General features: G+C 68.1%; 15 protein-coding genes. 5 read left to right on the top strand and 10 right to left on the bottom strand.

The window, feature by feature from the left end; genetic code table 11:
- Positions 1-25: 25 nt before the first annotated feature.
- Genes CRP49_RS06755 through CRP49_RS06765 form a run of 3 tightly spaced genes read right to left on the bottom strand, consistent with a single transcriptional unit; the run spans position 26 to position 3,563 of the window.
- The gene (locus CRP49_RS06755) at positions 26-1,006 is read right to left on the bottom strand and encodes an ABC transporter permease (RefSeq protein ID WP_097252576.1); all 981 of its coding nucleotides are present in this window, start codon (positions 1,004-1,006) and stop codon (positions 26-28) included.
- The gene (locus tag CRP49_RS06760; protein WP_097252577.1) at positions 999-1,925 is read right to left on the bottom strand and encodes an ABC transporter permease; all 927 of its coding nucleotides are present in this window, start codon (positions 1,923-1,925) and stop codon (positions 999-1,001) included. The genes CRP49_RS06755 and CRP49_RS06760 overlap by 8 nt, the downstream gene beginning before the upstream one ends.
- Before the next feature lie 6 nt (positions 1,926-1,931).
- Positions 1,932-3,563, bottom strand: a complete 1,632-nt coding sequence (locus tag CRP49_RS06765; RefSeq protein ID WP_097252578.1) for an ABC transporter substrate-binding protein — start codon at positions 3,561-3,563, stop codon at positions 1,932-1,934.
- A 165-nt stretch (positions 3,564-3,728) separates the two neighbouring features.
- Between CRP49_RS06765 and CRP49_RS06770 the strand changes: the two genes are divergently transcribed.
- Positions 3,729-4,538 carry a trans-aconitate 2-methyltransferase gene (locus tag CRP49_RS06770; protein WP_097252579.1) on the top strand — a complete coding sequence of 270 codons (810 nt, stop codon included), beginning with the start codon at positions 3,729-3,731 and terminating at the stop codon, positions 4,536-4,538.
- Here CRP49_RS06770 and CRP49_RS06775 read toward each other — a convergent pair.
- From CRP49_RS06775 to CRP49_RS06805, 7 genes are all read right to left on the bottom strand, one after another.
- Positions 4,469-5,578 carry an ABC transporter ATP-binding protein gene (locus tag CRP49_RS06775; protein WP_097252580.1) on the bottom strand — a complete coding sequence of 370 codons (1,110 nt, stop codon included), beginning with the start codon at positions 5,576-5,578 and terminating at the stop codon, positions 4,469-4,471. The genes CRP49_RS06770 and CRP49_RS06775 overlap by 70 nt on opposite strands.
- Positions 5,579-5,591: 13 nt before the next feature.
- A complete protein-coding gene (locus CRP49_RS06780) occupies positions 5,592-6,653 on the bottom strand; it encodes an ABC transporter ATP-binding protein (RefSeq protein WP_097252581.1) in 1,062 nt (353 codons plus the stop codon).
- 15 nt (positions 6,654-6,668) lie between these two features.
- Positions 6,669-7,646 carry an ABC transporter permease gene (locus CRP49_RS06785; RefSeq protein WP_097252582.1) on the bottom strand — a complete coding sequence of 326 codons (978 nt, stop codon included), beginning with the start codon at positions 7,644-7,646 and terminating at the stop codon, positions 6,669-6,671.
- A gap of 99 nt (positions 7,647-7,745) precedes the next feature.
- On the bottom strand, positions 7,746-9,542 hold the full coding sequence (locus tag CRP49_RS06790; protein WP_097252583.1) for an ABC transporter substrate-binding protein: 1,797 nt from the start codon (positions 9,540-9,542) through the stop codon (positions 7,746-7,748).
- 101 nt (positions 9,543-9,643) lie between these two features.
- Positions 9,644-10,690, bottom strand: a complete 1,047-nt coding sequence (locus tag CRP49_RS06795; protein ID WP_097252584.1) for an ABC transporter permease — start codon at positions 10,688-10,690, stop codon at positions 9,644-9,646.
- A 361-nt stretch (positions 10,691-11,051) separates the two neighbouring features.
- Positions 11,052-12,959, bottom strand: a complete 1,908-nt coding sequence (gene typA, locus CRP49_RS06800) for a translational GTPase TypA (RefSeq protein WP_097252585.1) — start codon at positions 12,957-12,959, stop codon at positions 11,052-11,054.
- A gap of 141 nt (positions 12,960-13,100) precedes the next feature.
- A complete protein-coding gene (locus tag CRP49_RS06805) occupies positions 13,101-15,296 on the bottom strand; it encodes an ABC transporter family substrate-binding protein (protein ID WP_097252586.1) in 2,196 nt (731 codons plus the stop codon).
- Between the two features lie 287 nt (positions 15,297-15,583).
- Here CRP49_RS06805 and CRP49_RS06810 point away from each other — a divergent pair, with 287 nt between their 5' ends.
- From CRP49_RS06810 to CRP49_RS06825, 4 genes are read left to right on the top strand one after another with little or no spacing between them, the layout of a single operon-like run.
- Entirely contained in the window at positions 15,584-15,874 is a 291-nt protein-coding gene (locus CRP49_RS06810) for a hypothetical protein (RefSeq protein ID WP_094215132.1), read from the top strand.
- Between the two features lie 18 nt (positions 15,875-15,892).
- On the top strand, positions 15,893-16,714 hold the full coding sequence (locus tag CRP49_RS06815) for a hypothetical protein (RefSeq protein WP_097252587.1): 822 nt from the start codon (positions 15,893-15,895) through the stop codon (positions 16,712-16,714).
- A gap of 21 nt (positions 16,715-16,735) precedes the next feature.
- On the top strand, positions 16,736-18,664 hold the full coding sequence (locus CRP49_RS06820; RefSeq protein ID WP_097252588.1) for a fumarate reductase/succinate dehydrogenase flavoprotein subunit: 1,929 nt from the start codon (positions 16,736-16,738) through the stop codon (positions 18,662-18,664).
- The gene (locus tag CRP49_RS06825) at positions 18,661-19,431 is read left to right on the top strand and encodes a succinate dehydrogenase/fumarate reductase iron-sulfur subunit (RefSeq protein ID WP_097252589.1); all 771 of its coding nucleotides are present in this window, start codon (positions 18,661-18,663) and stop codon (positions 19,429-19,431) included. The genes CRP49_RS06820 and CRP49_RS06825 overlap by 4 nt, the downstream gene beginning before the upstream one ends.
- Positions 19,432-19,461 lie beyond the last annotated feature (30 nt).

Raw genomic sequence — 19,461 nt, forward strand, 5'->3', positions numbered from 1 at the left:
CACCCACTTCGACCGGCACGCCGACTCACCTCAGCTTCGGGTCCAGGGCGTCGCGGACCGCGTCGCCGAGCATGATGAAGGCCAGGACCGTGAGGGCCAGGGCTCCTGAGGGCCAGAGCAGGGCGTGGGGGGCGTTGCGGATGTAGGGGGAGGCGGCGGAGATGTCGATGCCCCAGGACACGTTGGGCGGTTTCAGCCCGACGCCGAGGTACGACAGGGTCGCCTCCAGCGTGATGAAGGTGCCGAGGGCGATGGTCGCGACGACGATCACGGGGGCCACGGCGTTCGGGGCGATGTGCCGGACCAGGATGCGGGAGTTGGAGGCGCCGAGGGCGCGGGCGGCCTGGACGTAGTCGTTCTGCTTGGCGGTGATGACCGAGCCGCGCGCGATACGGGCGATCTGCGGCCAGCCGAGCAGCACCATGAACCCGATGACCGGCCAGACCGTGTTGCTGGTCACCACGGAGAGCAGGACGAGGCCGCCGAGGACGACCGGGATGGCGAAGAAGATGTCGGTGACGCGGGAGAGGAACGAGTCCGACGTGCCGCCGAAGAACCCCGCGAGGGAGCCGAGCGCGGAGCCCAGGATCGCCACCCCGAGCGTGGCGCAGACGCCGACCGTGACGGACGTACGGGCCCCGTAGACGGTCCGTGTGTAGACGTTGCAGCCCTGGCCGTCGTACCCGAAGGGAGCGCCCGGCTGGGAGCCCTCCTGGGCCTTGGAGAGGTCGCACTTGAGGGGGCTGCCGGAGGCGATCACCGAGGGCCACAGGGAGATGAAGACCAGGAAGAGGATGACCAGGGCGGAGACGAGGAAGACCGGGTTGCGGCGCAGGTCGCGCCAGGCGTCGGACCAGAGGCTGCGCGGCTTGCCCGCCGGGCCCGTCCCTTCCGGCCCCCCTGGCGTCTTCTCGAGGGTCTCCGCCTCGCTCGCCGCCAGGTCCATCGCGCCGCCCGCGCCGGTGGGCGCGATCGCGCGCTCGGGGTCGTACGGCCGCTCAGGCATAGCGGATCCTCGGGTCGAGTACGGCGTAGAGCAGGTCGACGAGCAGGTTGGCGATCAGGAAGACGAGGACGAGGATCGTCACGAAGCCGACGACGGTCTGGGTGTTCTGGCGCAGGATGCCCTGGTAGAGCTGGTAGCCGACGCCGTGGATGTTGAAGATCCGCTCGGTGAGGATCGCGCCGCCCATCAGCGCGCCGATGTCCGCGCCGATGAAGGTGACGACGGGGATGAGCGAGTTGCGCAGCAGGTGCCGGGTGACGACGCGGCGCCTGGGCAGGCCCTTGGCGACGGCCGTACGGACGTAGTCGGACCGCTTGTTCTCCGCGACGGAGGTGCGGGTCAGCCGGGTGACGTAGGCGAGGGAGACGGCGGCGAGGACGAGGCCGGGCACGATCAGCTCGCCGAAGGTGGCGTCCGGGGAGACCGACGGCTGGATCCAGTGCCACTGGACGCCCAGGAGCAACTGGAGCAGCAGGCCGGTGACGAAGGTCGGTACGGAGATGACGACCAGGGTGCCGAGGAGCACGCCGGTGTCGAGGGGCCGGCCGCGGCTCAGACCCGAGAACACGCCCAGGGTGATGCCGATGACGATCTCGAAGAGGATCGCGACGATCGTCAGCCGGATGGTCGGCGGGAACGCCGACGCCATCAGCTCGGTGACGGGCTGCCCGTTGAACGCCGTACCGAAGTCGCCGGTGAAGAGGTGCCCCATGTAGGTGAGGTACTGCTGCGGGAAGACCGGTTTGTCGAGGCCGAACTCCTTCTTGAGCTGGGCGGCGGTCGCCGGGTCGCACGCCCGCTCGCCGCACAGGCCCGCGATGGGGTCGCCCATCACGTTCACCATGAGGAAGATCAGCAGGGTGGACCCGATGAACACCGGGATCATCTGGAGCAGTCGCCGGACGACATAGCGCCCCATGGCGGCTCAGCCGACCTTGATCTCGTTGTAGACGGGGACGCTGAACGGGTTGAGGGCCACGTTGGACAGCCGCTGGGAGTAGCCCGCGCTGCCGTTCTGGTACCAGAGCGGGATGGCGGCCATGTTGTCCCGGACGACCGCCTCGGCCTTCTGGAAGGTGGAGACGGCCTTGGCGGTGTCCGTCTCGGCGTTGGCCTGGTCGACGATCTTGTCGAAGTCCTTGTTGGACCACTTGCCGTCGTTGGAGGAGGCGTTGGTGTAGTAGAGCGGCTGGAGGAAGTTCTGGATGAGCGGGTAGTCCATCTGCCAGCCCGCCCGGAACGGGCCGCTCATCTTGTGCTGCCCGATCTGGTTGCGGAAGTCGGCGAAGGTGCCGACGGGGTTGCCCACGCAGGCCTTCTCGTTGCCGAGCGCGTTGTTGATGGAGTTGCACACGGCGTCGATCCACTCCTTGTGGGAGCCCGTGTCCGCGTTGTACGTGATCTTGACCTGGCCGCCGGGGAGCCCGCCGCCCTCCTGGATCAGCTTCTTGGCCCCGGTGGGGTCGTAGTCGCAGGCCTTGCCGCACAGGCCGTCCTGGAAGCCGCCGGCCGTGCCGAGGACCGGGGAGGTCCAGTCGGTGGCGGGGGTGCGGGTCTTCTGGAAGATCGTGTCGGTGATCTGCTTGCGGTCGATCGCCATGGACAGGCCGGTGCGGACCTTCTCCGAGCCCGCCTTGTTCCAGGCCGGGTCGTAGAACGGGAAGGCGAGGGTCTGGATGATGCCGGCGGGGGTGTTGATGTACCGGCCGCCCAGGTCGCTCTTGACGTTCTTCAGCTGCGCGGCGGGAACGTCGTCGACGAGGTCGAGGTTGCCGGCCATCAGGTCGGTGTAGGCGGTGTTGTTGTCGGTGTAGACCTTCAGGGTCACACCGCCGTTCTGGGCCTTGTCGGCACCCGGGTAGCCGTCCCACTTCTTCAGGGACATCTGCGAGCCCTTCGTGTAGGACTCGATGGCGTACGGCCCGTTGCCGACCGGCTTGCCGAGCCAGGCCGCGTGGTCGGTGAAGAAGGTCTGCGGCAGCGGGTCGAAGGCCGCGTAGCCGAGGGTGTCCGGGAAGCTGGAGAACTTCTGGTTGAGCTTGACGGTGAAGGTGTGGTCGTCCACGACCTTCAGACCGGACAGGGTGTCGGCGCTCTGCGATCCGCTGTCGGGGTGGACCTTGTCGTAGCCCTCGATGTAACCGAAGAAGTAGGCGTTCTTCTGGTTGTTCTTCAGGCTCGCGCCGTAGTTCCAGGCGTCCACGAAGGACTTGGCGGTCACCTTCTCGCCGTTGGAGAAGGTCCAGCCGCCCTTCACCTTGACGGTGAAGTTCTGCGAGTCCTTGGTGTCGATGCTCTCGGCGAGCATGTCCTTGGCCTGGCCGGTCTTCGGGTCGTACCGCTTGAGACCCCGGAAGACCATGTCGAGGACCTTGCCGCCCTGCACCTCGTTGGTGTTGGCCGGCTCCAGCGGGTTCTGCGGGTCGCCCCAGGAGGAGCTGAGCACCCCGGCGGCGTTCCCGCCGCCGCTGCTCCCGCCGCCGCCCCCGCAGGCCGCCGCGGCGAGCGCCACCGCCACCGCGCCGGCGGCCCAGCCGGCGTGCCTGGCTCCGCGCATGGAGCACCTCCTCATGATCGCCTATCAGCAAATATCACATCAAAAGGTGCATTGCGCACACGTTCCCTGCCCTTTGGGTGAGCACCCGTCAGGCGGAGTACGGAGAGCGCGAGAAAATCGCGAAATCGCTTACCGATCAACCGGACGAGCGGGCAGACTCCCGGCATGGTCGATCGTGTCTTCAGCGACGTCGAACTCGCCGCGCTGTACGAGAAACTGAACCCATGGGGCCCCGGTGACGACTTCTACCTGGAACTCGTCATGGCGGCCGAGAGAGTCCTCGACATCGGCTGCGGAACCGGCCGGCTGCTGCGTGCCGCCCGGGCGGCCGGGCACCGGGGACGGCTCACCGGCATCGATCCGGCGGCCGCCATGCTGGTGCAGGCGCGGCAGGCGGAGCCGGGCATCGAGTGGATGCTCGGGGACGTCACGACGCACCTCTGGGAGGGGGCGTTCGACCTGGTCGTGATGACCGGTCACGCCTTCCAGGAACTCCTCGGGGACGAGCAGGTGCGCGCCACGCTGCGCGGGGCGTTCCGGGCGCTGGCCGACGGCGGCCGGTTCGTCTTCGAGACCCGGAATCCGGCCGCGCGGGCCTGGGAGCGCTGGACCCCGGACCGGGTGTACGAGTTCACCGACGGGGACGGCGAGGCCGTACGCGTGTGGTACGACGCCGACCCGGACCCCGTCGGGGACCGGCTGAGCTTCACCGAGACCTACGCCGGGGCGCGCTGGGAGCGGCCGCAGGTGTGCCGGGGCACCCTGCGGTTCCTGGACGCCGACGCGCTGGACGGCTTCCTCGGCGGGGCCGGACTGGCCGTCGCCGAGCGCTACGGAGACTGGAGGCGGGGGCCGATGGCCCCCGCCTCCAGTCCCGAGATCATCACCGTGGCCACGGCCGCGGATCAGTCGTCGGACGCGTGCTCCTCCAGCACCCTCAGCGCCGGGTCGAGGACGACGTCCTCGTCGCGCTGAGTGGTCGGCTCCTCCGGGAAGTGGCAGGCCGTCAGGTGACCGTCCCGGTTGCCGGAGATCTGGACCAGCGGCGGCTCCTCGCTCGCGCACTTGTCCTGGGCCTTCCAGCAGCGGGTGCGGAAGCGGCAGCCGGACGGCGGGGAGATCGGCGAGGGGACGTCACCGGAGAGCCGGATCCGCTCGCGGTCCTCGTCCTCGACCCCGACCTCGGGGACGGCCGACAGCAGGGCGTGCGTGTACGGGTGGCGGGGCCGGTTGTAGATCGCCTCCCGGTCGCCGACCTCGACCACCTTGCCGAGGTACATCACCGCGACGCGCTGCGAGAAGTGCCGCACGATGGCGAGGTCGTGGGCGATGAACAGGAACGCGATGCCCAGTTCCTTCTGGACCTCCTGGAGCAGGTTCACCACCTGCGCCTGGATGGACACGTCGAGCGCGGAGACCGGCTCGTCCGCCACGATCAGCTTCGGGTTCAGCGCCAAGGCACGGGCGACGCCGATGCGCTGGCGCTGACCGCCGGAGAACTCGTGCGGGAAGCGGTTGTAGTGCTCCGGGTTCAGGCCGACGAGCTCCAGCAGCTCCCGGACCTTCTTCTCCCGGCCGCCCTCCGGCTCGATCCCGTTGACCTCCATCGGCGACTTGATGATCGTGCCGACGGTCTGGCGCGGGTTCAGCGAGGAGTACGGGTCCTGGAAGATCATCTGGATCTCGGACCGCACGGGCGCCAGCTGGCGGCGCGTGGCGTGGGTGATGTCCTGCCCGGCGTAGGTGATGCTGCCGCCGGTCGGCTCCAGCAGACGGGTGATGAGCCGGCCCGTGGTCGACTTGCCGCAGCCGGACTCGCCGACCAGGCCGACGCTCTCGCCGTAGCCGACGGTCAGGTCGATGCCGTCGACGGCCTGCACCGCGCCGACCTTCCGTTTGATCGGAAAGCCGCCGAAGATCGGGAAGTGCTTGGTCAGGCCCTTGACCTCGAGGAGCGTCTCCGACGAGGTCGCGGCGGTGCCCTGCTGTTCGGGGAGGGTGAGGTTGTCGCTCATGTCTCGGTTCTCCCTAGCGCAGCCGGGGCTGGATCTTGTCGATGAAGATGGTCTGCTTCTGCTCGGCCGTCAGGTGGCACGCGGAAGCACGTCCCTCGCCCAGCAGCGGACGCGTGTCCGAGCAGAGGCTGCCCTGCACCTCGTCCTTGAAGGCACAGCGCGGGTGGAAGCGGCAGCCCGTGGGCGGGTTGAGCAGCGAGGGCGGGCTGCCGGGGATCGGCGTCAGCTTCTCGTGCAGGTCGCCGTCCAGGCGCGGCATCGAGCTGAGCAGGCCCCAGGTGTAGGGGTGCTTCGGCTCGTGCAGCACCTCGCGGACGCTGCCGCGCTCCACGGCCCGGCCCGCGTACATCACCAGCAGGTCGTCGGCCATGTGGGAGATGACGCCCAGGTCGTGGGTGATGAAGATGATCGCGGAGCCGAACTCCTGTTGCAGGTCCTTGAGCAGGTCCAGGATCTGCGCCTGCACGGTCACGTCGAGCGCGGTGGTCGGCTCGTCGGCGATCAGCAGGTCGGGGTCGCACATCAGCGCCATGGCGATCATCGCGCGCTGGCGCATACCGCCGGAGAACTGGTGCGGGTAGTCGTCGAAGCGCACCTTGGGCTGCGGGATGCCGACCTTCTCCAGCATCTGGATGGCCCGGTCCTTCGCCTCCTTCTTGGAGGCGCCGCGGTGCTTCATGAACGGCTCGGACAGCTGACGGCCCACCGTGTAGAACGGCGACAGGGCGGTCAGCGGGTCCTGGAAGATCATCGCCATCTTGTTGCCGCGGAGCTGCTCCAGCTCCTTCTCGTTGGCGGTGACCAGCTCCTTGCCGTCGAGGACGATCTCGCCGTCGACGGTGGAGGTGCGGGGGTTGTGCAGGCCCAGGATCGTCAGGTTGGTGACGGACTTTCCGGAGCCGGACTCGCCGACGATACCCAGGGTCTTGCCGCGCTCGACGTCGAAGGAGAGGCCGTCGACCGCCTTGACGATGCCGTCCTCGGTGGAGAACTGCACCTTCAGATCGCGCACCGAGAGGAAGCTCTCCGGGCCGGTCGGGGCCGGAGCGTCCTCGGTCTTGGTCAGTGTGGTCACGGTGGTTCGTTCTTCCTAGGAGAGCCGGACGCGCGGGTCGATCCAGGCGTACGCGATGTCGGTGAGGATGTTGAAGATCAGGATGAAGAAGGCACCGAACAACATGACGCCCATGGTCAGGGGGAGGTCCTTGTGGACCGCGCCGTCCACCGCCAGGCGGCCGATGCCCTGGAGGGAGAAGGTCAGCTCCGTGACGACGGCGCCACCGAGCATGCCGCTGATGTCCATGCCGAGGACGGTGACGATCGGGATCAGCGAGCCGCGCCAGGCGTAGCGGAAGAAGACGTACTTGCGGGACATGCCCTTCGCGCGGGCGGTGCGCACGTGCTCCTCGGCGAGCTGCTCGATCATCGAGGAGCGCGCCATACGGGTGTACTGGGCGGTGAAGATGCTGGCCATGACGAGCGTGGGCAGCAGCATGCCGGTGAACCAGCCCCACGGGTCCTGGGTGATGGGCACGTACTGGGGGTTCTCCATCCAGCCCGTGCTGTAGACGAAGATCCACAGGACGATCGGGCCGAGGAAGTAGATCTGGAACGAGCTGAGCACCATCGACGTGCCCGTGGCGACCTTGTCGATCAGCGATCCCCGCCGGTAGGCGGAAATCATGCCGGCTCCGACACCGACCACGAGGAAGACGACCGCACCGCCGGCGGTCAGCGTCAGGGTGGTCGGGAAGCGGTCCTGGATGGTCGACCAGACCATGTCGCCCGAGTAGAACGACTGGCCGAGGCACGGGGCACTGCAGTGACCGGTCGGGAAGTCACGGCCGGCGAAGATGCCGGACATGAAGTCCCAGAACTGCTGGGTGATCGGCAGGTTCAGACCGAGTGCCTGCCGGATGTCCTCCAGCCGCTGAGGAGAGCAGTCCTTGCCACAGGCCAGGGAGGCGTAATCGGAGGGCGCGGCGACGAACAGGAAGAACGTGGCGGCGCCGATGAGGAACAGGGTGACCAGGGCGCCGACCGTGCGCCGGATGATGAACTGAAGCATGGCGGGAGGGCTGCTCTCTGCGGAGACGAGTGGGAGGTTTCACGGAGGTGCGGGGACGCGCTCCGCCTGGTGCGCGTCCCCGCGATCAGCCGTAGAGAGTTACGACTTCTTCAGGAACAGGTGGTTGATGTCGATGAGGCTCGACACCGACCCGTAGCGGGCGCCGCCCACGTTCGAACCGGAGAGCTGGAACTGCTTGGTGTACCACAGCGGGGCCGCCGGCAGGACCTTCTCCAGCAGGTAGTGCTGGGCTTCCTTCCAGGTCTTCGCGGCCTCGGTCGGCTGCTGGGTCAGCGCCTTCTTGATCAGTGCGTCGACCTTCGGGTCCTTGACGTGCGAGTAGTTCGGCGCACCGTCGGCGACCTGGTCACCGTCGTAGATCGGGGTGACGACGGTGGACGCGGACGGCCAGTCCTGGCCCCAACCCGTGATGTACATGTCGTACGGGTTGTCCAGCTTGCCGATCTGCTCGTAGTAGCTCGCGGCGTCGACCTCCTTGGAGACGACGTTGAAGCCGACCTTGGTGAGCGCGTCCTCGATGGCGACCTTGCGCTTCTGACCGTTCTCGCTGTTGCCGTAGGCGAAGACGACCTTCTTCTCGGACGCCGGGACGTCCTTGAGGAGCTCCTTGGCCTTGGCGATGTTGCCCTGCGGCGTCTTCAGACGGCCGTACGGGTCGTACTTGGCCTCGTAGCCCGGCAGCGTCGGCGCGAAGAAGTTCGGGGCCACGTCGCCGCCGTAGACACCGCCCTCACCGGCGATGAGCGACTTGGAGTTCACCGCGTAGGCGATGGCCTGACGGACCTTGAGGTTCTTCACGCGGTCCATGTTGAACGTCAGCTGCATCACGTAGGGCTGGTAGCCCTTGACCGTGCGCTTGTTGACGGACGGGTTCTTGATGACGTCCTGGATCTGCGTGGCCTCGACGCCGCCGGTGAGCTGGATGGCGTTCTTGTCGTCGCCCTGGTCGGCGATCAGACGCTTGGTCTGGGTCGACTCGGTGACGCCGAACTGGAAGTTGAAGCCGTCCACGTACTGGTGGCGCACGGAGTCGGTCTTCGCGTCCCAGTTGGTGTTCTTGACGAGCACCAGGGACTTGCCGTTCTTGTACGACTGGACCTTGTACGGGCCGGTGGCGACCGGGTCCTTGTCGTACTTCTCCTTCGTGTCGTCCTTCGTCGGGACGATGGCGTAGCCGGCCATGGCCAGGGTCTGCGGCAGGTCCGGACGCGGCTGGTCGAAGTGGAAGACGACGGTCTTGTCGTCCGGCGTGTCCAGGACCGACTTGGGCAGGTGCTTCTTGCCGAAGCCGCCGTCCGGCAGCGCCTTGCGGTAGTCGGCGCCGCTCAGCCAGGTCTGCAGGTAGGTCGGGCCGTCGAAGATGAACTTCGCGTACAGACGCTCGACGGTGTGGCGGACGTCGGCGGACGTGATGACGTTGCCCTTCGCGTCCTTGACGCCGTCCTTGAGGGTGAACGTCCAGGTCTTGCCGCCGTCCGACGACTTGCCGGAGTCGGTCGCGAGGTCACCCACGACCGAGACGTTGCCCTTGTCGTCTTCCTTGAACTGGGTCAGGCGACGGAAGAGCAGGTTGGCGACCTGACCGGCGTCGGAGACGTAGGTCTGGCCCGGGTCCAGGTGCGAGAGGCCCGCCTCCTGGTAGACCGTGATCGTGCCGCCGCTCTGGGCACCGGCGATCTCCTCGGCCGGACCGGTGGAGCCGGCAGCGTCGGCGTACGTGACCGCCTTCGACTGGACCTGGGCTTCCTTCTGGTCCTTCTTGGAGTTCTCGCCGGTGTTGGTGCCCTTGTTCTCGGAGCACCCGGTGAGCGCGAGGGAGCCGGCCGCGATGGCGACGACGATGGCCTGCGCTCTGCGCGAGCTGAACGACTTCATGAGGCGAATGCACCTACCTGTCCGTTGTTATCCATGAGTACTGCCTGAAGCGGCTGGTAGGCCGACTCGGGGGCGGCAGTCATCCCCCTCCAGCGGACGATCTACCGCCCGGACTTGGGGTCGAACGCGTCCCGCACCGAGTCTCCGAGGAGATTGAAGGCCAGGACGAAGATCACCAGCGCCAAACCGGGGAAGAAGATGAACGACGGGTCCTGCTCGGTGTAACGGGCACCGGCAGCGAACAGTCGTCCCCAGTCCGGGGTCGGCTCGACGAAGCCGACGCCCGCGAAGGAGAGGAAGGCGATGGTGAGGATGGTGCTGGGAAGTTGGTACGTGAACTGCACCAGGATCGGCGTCACCACGTTCGGCAGGATCTCCTTGCGGACGATCCGCCAGGGCGAGGCACCGGAGACCTTGGCGGCCTCCACGAACTCCCGCTCGCGCAGGGACAGCACCGTCGACCGGACCAGGCGGGCCATACCCATCCAGCCCAGCACCCAGAGCACGATCAGCATCGCCACGGCGCGGAAGTACGTCGGCGTCTCCTCCCGCGGGTCCACGAAGAACGCGGTCACCACGGGCATGAAGGCGATGAAGAAGAGCTGCTGCGGGAAGGCGAGGAAGAAGTCGGTGACCCGGCCGATCCAGTAGTCGGTCTTGCCGCCGAAGTAACCGCCGACCAGGCCGAGGATGATGCCGGTGCCCATCATCAGGACGGTCACGCCGAGCGCCATGAACAGCGAGGTGCGCATGCCGTACACCAGCATCGCGAAGATGTCGCGGCCCACCTGCGGCTCGACACCGAACCAGTGCGTTCCGGACAGACCGCCGAAGTAACCGAGCGGGAGACCGAAGTCGTCGAGGACGGGGGTGTCCTGGTAGGTGGGGTCCTGCCCGTACAGCGTGTACGGGTCCGTCCCGCTGAGCTTGGTCAGCAGCGGCGCGGCCAGCGCGACGACGAAGTAGAAAATCACTATGACGGCACAGATGACACCGGTACGGTCACGCTTGAAGCGCTGCCACATCAACTGGCCGGGGGAGCGACCCTCGAGCTTCTTCTCCTCCTTGGCAGGAGTGGGCTTCGACTCGAGTTCGGGCTCCAAGGCAACCGACGGCCCGGAGCCTTCAGCCTTGGCTGGACTGGTCATGTGTGTTCTTCCCCCGGGGGGTTGGAGAGTTGAGCGCAGCGCAGATACCGGAGAGTTCTGCGGTTTGGGGGAACTTTCGCCAATGTGTTCAACGCGCGTCAAGGGCGGACGACATAGGGATCTCCCTACCGTCAATATTTTGAGCAAAAATTGCAAAGATCGACACCTGTGCGCGCTTGACACTAACGGCGACAGACCGGCAAATCGGACAGTTCGCCGTATTTTTTTGTTTTACATGTCCGAAACGTGAAGCGCGCTGCTCCGGTATCCGAACACTCGCCCTCTCCAGGGCCCGTGAGCATGCCGAAAGCCCGGCCCTCCAGTAGGCGGAGGACCGGGTCTTACGGGGTCTCAGGAGGCGTCAGCCGTGCTTCGCGCGGCTCGCGGCGCGGGCGCGCTCGCGGGCGTCCAGGTTCACCTTGCGGATGCGAACCGCCTCCGGGGTGACCTCGACGCACTCGTCGTCGCGGCAGAACTCCAGCGACTGCTCCAGGGACAGCTTCCGCGGCGGCACGATCGCCTCGAACGAGTCGGCCGAGGACGACCGCATGTTCGTGAGCTTCTTCTCCTTGGTGATGTTGACGTCCATGTCGTCGGAGCGGGAGTTCTCGCCGACGATCATGCCCTCGTACACCTCGGTGCCCGGGTCGGTGAACAGCACGCCGCGCTCCTGCAGGTTCGTCATCGCGAACGCGGTGACGGCGCCGGCGCGGTCGGCGACCAGCGAGCCGTTGTTACGGGTCTGCAGGGTGCCGAACCACGGCTCGAAGCCCTCGTGGATGGAGTGGCCGATACCGGTGCCCCGGGTCTGGGTCAGGAACTCGGTCCGGAACCCGATGAGACCACGGGAGGGCACGACGAACTCCATGCGCACCCAGCCGGAGCCGTGGTTGGACATGTTGTCCATCCGGCCCTTGCGCACACCCATCAGCTGGGTGACCGCGCCCATGTGCTCCTCGGGCACGTCGATCGTCATGCGCTCGACGGGCTCGTAGGTCTTGCCGTCGACCTGCTTGGTGACGACCTGGGGCTTGCCGATGGTCAGCTCGAAGCCCTCACGGCGCATCTGCTCGACCAGGATGGCGAGCGCCAGCTCACCACGGCCCTGGACCTCCCAGGCGTCCGGGCGCTCGGTGTCGAGCACGCGGAGCGAGACGTTACCGATCAGCTCGCGGTCCAGGCGGTCCTTGACCTGGCGGGCGGTGACCTTGCGGTCCTTGACGGCCGCCTTCGCGTCGGCGCCCTTGCCGGTGCCGCCGCGGCCGACCAGCGGGGAGGTGTTCGTACCGATGACCATGGAGATCGCGGGCTCGTCGACCGTGATCAGAGGCAGCGGGATCGGGTTCTCGGTGTCGGCGAGGGTCTCACCGATCATGATCTCCGGGATACCGGCGACGGCGCAGATGTCACCCGGGCTGGCCTTCTCGGCGGGCTTGCGGGTGAGGGCCTCGGTCATCATCAGCTCGGTGATGCGGACATTACTGATGGACCCGTCGCGCTTGATCCAGGCGACCGTCTGGCCCTTGCGCAGCTCGCCCTGCTCGACGCGGAGCAGCGCGATACGGCCGAGGAAGTTGTCGGCGTCCAGGTTGGTGACGTGGGCCTGGAGCGGGGCCTCCTCGTCGTAGGTCGGGGCCGGGATGTGCTCCAGGATCGTGGAGAAGAACGGCTCCAGGCTGTCGCTGTCGGCCGGGACCGTGCCGTTCTCCGGCTTGGTCAGCGAGGCGATGCCGTCACGGCCGCAGGCGTAGACGATCGGGAACTCGATCTGCTCCTCGTCCGCGTCCAGGTCGAGGAAGAGGTCGTAGGTCTCGTTGACGACCTCGTCGATGCGGGAGTCCGGGCGGTCCGTCTTGTTGATGCACAGGATGACGGGCAGGCGCTGCTGGAGCGCCTTGCGCAGCACGAAGCGGGTCTGCGGCAGCGGGCCCTCGGAGGCGTCCACGAGGAGGACGACACCGTCGACCATCGACAGACCGCGCTCGACCTCGCCACCGAAGTCGGCGTGGCCGGGGGTGTCGATGATGTTGATCGTGATCGGGTCCCCACCGTCCTTGGGGTGGTACTTGACCGCCGTGTTCTTGGCGAGGATCGTGATGCCCTTCTCACGCTCCAGGTCGTTCGAGTCCATCATGCGGTCGTCGACGCCTTCGAGCTGGTGCGCGGCGAAGGCGCCGGCCTGCTTCAGCATGCCGTCGACGATGGTCGTCTTGCCGTGGTCGACGTGGGCGACGATGGCGACATTGCGGATGTCGTGGCGCGTGGCCATATTGCGACGTACTCCCGGAGTGTGAGGAAGGCCCTCTGCGTACGTCCGTGTGACGCGGGCCCTGCCGGGCTTGACATGCCACGGCCTCACCCCATGTTACGTGGCCCCGAGCGGGTCGGCCTCCTCAGGGCCACGGAGGTCTCAGCTTGCGGACGGGCTGGGCGAGACCTTGGCCCCCTTCTTCAGGAAGCCCATGTCCTCGTAGACCGGTGTCTGGAACCCGAAGGCACCCGCGTTGACCAGGTTGTTCCGGGCGCCGACCAGCTGCGGCCGCTGGTAGAGCGGAAGGGATCCGGCCGCCGCCCAGATCCGGGAGTCCGCCTTGCGGATCAGGTCCCGCGCCTCGTCCTCGTCCAGCGTCGAGGCGGCCTGGTCGAAGAGCTGGTCGACCTGGTCGGTGCCGACCCGGGTGAAGTTCTGCTCGACGTTCACCGAGCCGTCGGCGGCCGGGACCGGCTTGGCGTAGATCGGCCGGGCGTCGGTCGCGGGGAAGGCGGAGGAGGGCCAGGAGTACAGGGCGAGGTCGTAGTCGCCGGCGGCGACGTGGTCCTTGAAGTAGCTCTCGTCCGAGACCTTGGTGATCGTGGTGCGGATGCCGACTTTCTCGAGCATCGCCGAGATCCGTTCGGCGACGGAGTTCAGGGTCTCGGAGCCGGGCCCCGAGGGGAGCACGAAGCGCAGGGCGAGCGCCTTGCCGTCCTTGGCCAGCGGCCCGGTCACGGCACCGGCCGGGGCCGCGGTGCCCTTCGGGGCGTAGGCGCCGGGTGCGCCGCCCTGCCCGCCGGAGTACTGCTTGCCGTCCCGCGACAGATGCTTGCCGCCCTCGTCGCCCTTCTCCCCCTTCTCTTCGGCCGACTCGTGGTGCTTGCCCTTGTCGTCCCTGCCCTTGTCGTCCTCGCCGACGATGTACTGGCCGTCGTCGCCGCCGTCGGACTCCTCCTCCTTCTTCTTGGCGCTCTCGGCGCCGGCCGCCTTCTCGGCCTTCTTCTGCTCCTTCACCGGGCCGCCGAGCACCCAGCCGGCGTCCGCGAGCAGCGCCGCGGCCTCCTTGGTGTCCGGGCCGCCCAGGGCGCCGCTGTTGTCGGCGTAGTCGGCCTGCCCGGACAGGGCGAGGTGGCTGCCGACCGGGACGGCGGGCAGGCCGAGCGGGGTCAGCACGAGCTTGGCCAGTTCCGCGCGGTCGATCGCGCGGGCGACGGCCCGGCGGACCCGCTCGTCGGTGAGGGGGCCCTCGGCGCCGTTGAGGGCGAGCTGGGTGTAGGCGGGCTCCAGCGACTTGCGGACGTCGAAGGCGTGCAGCTTCTCCTGCTGCTCCAGGTACCGGGTGATGGCCCGGCGCAGCTTCTTCTTGCCGACCTTGACCTCGTCGGCGTCGAAGCCGTGCGCGAGCGCCCAGGAGCGCAGCTTCTTGGCGGAGGTCTTGCCGGCGCCCTGCAGCGGGGTGCCGGTGCCGCCCTGGCGGGAGGCGAGGTTGATCCGCTCGGCCTCGGCCGGGTCGATGTCGGCGAGGTCCACGGTTCCGTCGGCGAGCGCCGCCGCCCGCTTGTCGCGGTCCACGGCGTGCAGCACGATCTCGTTCAGCTTGGCCGGCTTGCCCCACCAGCGCGGGTTGCGGGTGAGGACGATGTCCTTCGTGGCGGTGTCGACCTTCTCGACCTTGAAGGGGCCCGCGGTGACGTTCAGCTTGCGGCGGGCGCCGTCGTTGAAGGCGTCCGGGGTGCCCATGACGTCCTTCGGGTACAGCGGGGAGAACAGCGACTTCCAGTCGGCGTAGGGGCGGGAGAAGGTGACCCGGACCTGGAGGTCGTTCGCGCCGCGCTCGATCTTCTCGATGCGGTCGTAGCCGGCGTTGCGGGCGGTCCAGTAGGCGCTGTCCCGGCCGGACAGGGCGCGCCACTGGGCGACGAAGTCGGCGGCGCCGATCTCCCGGCCGTCGCTCCAGACGGCCTGCTGGTTCAGCTTGTACAGCACGACCTGGCGCGGCTCGGTCTCGATGACCTTGGCGGACTCCAGGTAGGCGGGGTTGGCCACCGGACGCCCGGCGGCGTCGAGGCGGAACATCGACGGCAGCACGGCCTGGGCGACCCGGGTGGTGCCCGCGTCGGCATCGGCCTGGAAGGTGTTCAGGGTCTCCGGTACGGCGTCCACGGCCCACTTCAGGGTGCCGCCCTCGGCCACCTTGTCCCGGGCGACGAGGTCGATGTCCTGCCCGGCCAGCGGACGGCTGGTCTCCTCGTCGGAGCCACAGCCGGCGAGCAGGGAGACCGCGAGTGCGCCCGCGGTGAGGAAGGCGGCCGAACGCAGGACCGCGCGCGAACCGACGCCGTCGTGGGACATCTCTGCTACCTCCGGGAAGCCGCGGGCGTTATGATCACTTTTGGCCGTATATGGAGCTGATCAGATCTATGCGCCCAGTGAAGAGGAAAGGATCCGGCAACAGCGGGCGACACGGCGACGACGCAAAGTAAGCCACCCGTGCGGCGCAACACACCCGGAGATGCACCCGTGCGCCTCGGCCAATCGGTGCACATGTCTTCACAGCGACAGGTGTGACGCGCAACACTCCAAGGCGCATGAACGTTGCCGCCCAGGGCCCGTAGGACCCGTGGAAGTGAGGGCAAGTCATGTCCGTGCACGACGAACTGACAACCGTCCAGCGCAGCCTCGACGATCTGTACCGGTCGCTCGGGCGCCTGGAGAAGCAGCTGGGCAGTGGTGGCCTGGAGATGCGCCGGGTCCGGATGGACGCCGACCATCTGCGCGAGAGCCTGGCGCTGCTGCGGGACGCGGCCAGCAGCCCGGCCGCCCCGAACCGGCCCGACCTCGTCACCATCTCCGACACGCCGTACGACATCAGCCTGTGGACGGACTCGGACGACGAGGGCCTGGGCGCCCGCGACCGGCACGCACCCTGAACCGACCGGAGTCCTCCCTTGGCGACTGGTACGGAACCCCAACAGAACAGCGGCGGCGTACGGTCCCGTACGCGCGCCGCGATCGCCGCACCGCATCTGCGGACCGACCGCTGGTGGCTGGCGCCCGCCGTCACCGCGGCCGGTCTGTTCGCCTTCGTCGTCTACTCGACCTGGCGGGCCTTCGCGAACGCGGACTACTACGCGGCGCCGTACGTCTCCCCGTTCTACTCGCCGTGCCTGGCGCAGAACTGCGCGACCATGCACGCGGGGCCGAACGCCGACCTCTTCGGGAGCTGGTGGGCGATCTCCCCCGCCATCATCATCCTGATCTTCCCGCTCGGCTTCCGGCTGACCTGCTACTACTACCGCAAGGCGTACTACCGCAGCTTCTGGGCGTCCCCGCCCGCCTGCGCGGTGGCCGAACCGCACCGCACGTACACCGGTGAGACCCGCTTCCCGCTCATCCTGCAGAACATCCACCGGTACTTCTTCTACGCCGCCCTGCTGGTCGCCGGCGTGCTGAGCTACGACACCGTGCTGTCCTTCCGTGACCAGCACTACCGCTGGGGCCACATGGGCCTCGGCACCCTCGTCTTCCTGGTCAACATCGTGCTGATCTGGGCGTACACGCTCTCCTGCCACTCCTGCCGGCACATCGTCGGCGGCAAGCTCAAGCACTTCTCGAAGCACCCGGTGCGCTACCAGGCCTGGCAGTTCGTCGGAAAGCTCAACGCCCGGCACATGCAGCTCGCCTGGGCCTCGCTGCTGAGCGTGGCGTTCGCCGACTTCTACGTCTATCTCGTCGCGTCCGGTGTCTTCGACGATCCGCGCTTCTTCTAGTGAGTCAGTGAGGACTGATAGATGTCCGTGGTGGACCGGCAGGAGTGGGACGTCGTCGTGGTCGGTGCCGGCGGCGCCGGGCTGCGGGCCGCGATCGAGGCGCGCGAGCGGGGCGCCCGTACGGCGGTGATCTGCAAGTCGCTGTTCGGCAAGGCGCACACCGTGATGGCCGAGGGCGGCATCGCGGCGGCCATGGCCAACGTCAACGAGCACGACAACTGGCAGGTCCACTTCCGCGACACCCTGCGCGGCGGCAAGTTCCTCAACCAGTGGCGGATGGCCGAACTGCACGCGCAGGAGGCCCCGGAGCGGGTGTGGGAGCTGGAGACCTGGGGCGCGCTGTTCGACCGTACGAAGGACGGGAAGATCTCGCAGCGCAACTTCGGCGGCCACGAGTACCCGCGGCTCGCCCATGTCGGCGACCGTACGGGGCTCGAACTGATCCGCACCCTCCAGCAGAAGATCGTCGCCTTGCAGCAGGAGGACTTCAAGGAGACCGGGGACTACGAGTCCGGGCTGAAGGTCTTCCAGGAGTGCACGGTCACCCGGGTCCTCAAGGACGGCGAGCGGGTCTCCGGGGTCTTCGCCTACGACCGCGAGTCCGGCCGCTTCTTCGTCCTGGAGGCCCCCGCGGTGGTCGTGGCGACCGGCGGGATCGGCAAGTCGTTCAAGGTGACGTCCAACTCGTGGGAGTACACGGGCGACGGGCACGCGCTGGCGCTGCTCGCCGGGGCGCCGCTGCTGAACATGGAGTTCGTGCAGTTCCATCCGACCGGCATGGTCTGGCCACCGTCGGTGAAGGGCATCCTCGTCACCGAGTCGGTGCGCGGCGACGGCGGGGTGCTGCGCAACTCCGAGGGCAAGCGGTTCATGTTCGACTACATCCCCGACGTCTTCAAGGAGAAGTACGCCGAGTCGGAGGAGGAGGGCGACCGCTGGTACGAGGACCCGGACCACAACCGGCGTCCCCCGGAGCTGCTCCCCCGCGACGAGGTGGCCCGGGCGATCAACTCCGAGGTGAAGGCGGGCCGCGGCTCCCCGCACGGCGGGGTCTTCCTCGACGTGTCGACACGCATGCCGGCGGAGGTCATCCGGCGCCGGCTGCCGTCCATGTACCACCAGTTCAAGGAGTTGGCGGACGTCGACATCACGGCGGAGGCGATGGAGGTGGGCCCGACCTGCCACTACGTGATGGGCGGCATCGCGGTCGACTCCGAGACGGCGGCGGCGCGCGGGGTGCCGGGGCTGTTCGCGGCCGGTGAGGTCGCCGGCGGTATGCACGGCTCCAACCGGCTGGGCGGCAACTCGCTCTCCGACCTACTGGTGTTCGGGCGCCGGGCCGGCTGGCACGCGGCCGAGTACGCGACCGGCGTGGCCGAGCGTCCCGAGGTCGCCGAGGACCAGGTCAACCTGGCGTCCGCGGAGGCCCTGCGGCCCTTCGCCGCGGAGACGGAGGGCGAGGCGGGCCCGCCGGAGAACCCGTACACCCTGCATCAGGAACTCCAGCAGACCATGAACGACCTGGTCGGCATCATCCGCCGCGAGGGCGAGATGGAGCAGGCCCTGCAGAAGCTCGCCGAGCTGCGCGTGCGGGCCCGGCGGGCCGGTGTCGAGGGGCACCGCCAGTTCAATCCGGGCTGGCATCTCGCCCTCGACCTGCGGAACATGCTGCTGGTCAGCGAGTGCGTGGCCCGGGCGGCCCTGGAGCGCTCGGAGTCGCGTGGCGGGCACACCCGCGAGGACCATCCGACGATGGACCGCGCCTGGCGCAACGTGAACCTGCTGTGCTCGCTCGCCGATCCCACCGGAGGCCTCGCGGCGACCGATCCCGCCCGCGGCCAGATCCGGCTCACCCGCGAGACCACCGAATCCATCCGCCCGGACCTGCTCGCCCTCTTCGAGAAGGAGGAGCTGGTCAAGTACCTCGCCGAAGAGGAGCTGTACGAGTGAGCAGCTACGAGGCCCGCTTCAAGGTGTGGCGGGGCGATGTGCAGGGCGGTGACCTGGAGGACTTCAAGGTCGAGGTCAACGACGGCGAGGTGGTGCTGGACATCATCCACCGGCTCCAGGCGACCCAGGCGCCCGATCTCGCCGTGCGCTGGAACTGCAAGGCGGGCAAGTGCGGTTCGTGCTCGGCGGAGATCAACGGGCGCCCGCGGCTGCTGTGCATGACGCGCATGTCCGTGTTCACCCGGGACGAGACGATCACCGTCACCCCGCTGCGCACCTTCCCGGTGATCCGCGACCTGGTGACCGACGTCGGCTTCAACTACCAGAAGGCCAGGGAGGTTCCGGCGTTCGTGCCCCCCGCGGGACTGGGCCCCGGCGAGTACCGCATGTTCCAGGAGGACGTGGACCGCTCGCAGGAGTTCCGCAAGTGCATCGAGTGCTTCCTGTGCCAGAACACCTGCCATGTCGTGCGCGACCACGAGGAGAACAAGCAGGCGTTCGCCGGGCCGCGCTTCCTGATGCGGGTCGCGGAGCTGGACATGCACCCGCTGGACGCGGCGGAGGAGAGCGGCCTGGACCGCAAGCGCACCGCCCAGGACGAGTACGGCCTCGGCTACTGCAACATCACCAAGTGCTGCACGGAGGTCTGCCCGGAGGACATCAAGATCACGGACAACGCGCTGATCCCCCTGAAGGAGCGCGCGGTCGACCGCAAGTACGACCCGCTGGTGTGGCTGGGGTCGAAGATCAGGAGGCGGTCTTCGTAGCGTCGCGGCCGGGGCGCTGGGCCAGCCACT

Origin of the sequence: Streptomyces sp. Ag109_G2-15, assembly GCF_900215565.1 — a bacterium.
Taxonomy (GTDB): domain Bacteria; phylum Actinomycetota; class Actinomycetes; order Streptomycetales; family Streptomycetaceae; genus Streptomyces; species Streptomyces diastatochromogenes.

Excerpts from the sequence above, each read along its gene's own strand:
- CRP49_RS06760 (WP_097252577.1), bottom strand. The coding sequence starts at position 1,925 with ATGGGGCGCTATGTCGTCCGGCGACTGCTCCAGATGATCCCGGTGTTC.
- CRP49_RS06790 (WP_097252583.1), bottom strand. The coding sequence starts at position 9,542 with ATGAAGTCGTTCAGCTCGCGCAGAGCGCAGGCCATCGTCGTCGCCATC.
- CRP49_RS06805 (WP_097252586.1), bottom strand. The coding sequence starts at position 15,296 with ATGTCCCACGACGGCGTCGGTTCGCGCGCGGTCCTGCGTTCGGCCGCC.
- CRP49_RS06770 (WP_097252579.1), top strand. The coding sequence starts at position 3,729 with ATGGTCGATCGTGTCTTCAGCGACGTCGAACTCGCCGCGCTGTACGAG.
- CRP49_RS06785 (WP_097252582.1), bottom strand. The coding sequence starts at position 7,646 with ATGCTTCAGTTCATCATCCGGCGCACGGTCGGCGCCCTGGTCACCCTG.
- typA (WP_097252585.1), bottom strand. The coding sequence starts at position 12,959 with ATGGCCACGCGCCACGACATCCGCAATGTCGCCATCGTCGCCCACGTC.
- CRP49_RS06765 (WP_097252578.1), bottom strand. The coding sequence starts at position 3,563 with ATGCGCGGAGCCAGGCACGCCGGCTGGGCCGCCGGCGCGGTGGCGGTG.
- CRP49_RS06775 (WP_097252580.1), bottom strand. The coding sequence starts at position 5,578 with ATGAGCGACAACCTCACCCTCCCCGAACAGCAGGGCACCGCCGCGACC.
- CRP49_RS06795 (WP_097252584.1), bottom strand. The coding sequence starts at position 10,690 with ATGACCAGTCCAGCCAAGGCTGAAGGCTCCGGGCCGTCGGTTGCCTTG.
- CRP49_RS06820 (WP_097252588.1), top strand. The coding sequence starts at position 16,736 with ATGTCCGTGGTGGACCGGCAGGAGTGGGACGTCGTCGTGGTCGGTGCC.
- CRP49_RS06810 (WP_094215132.1), top strand. The coding sequence starts at position 15,584 with ATGTCCGTGCACGACGAACTGACAACCGTCCAGCGCAGCCTCGACGAT.
- CRP49_RS06755 (WP_097252576.1), bottom strand. The coding sequence starts at position 1,006 with ATGCCTGAGCGGCCGTACGACCCCGAGCGCGCGATCGCGCCCACCGGC.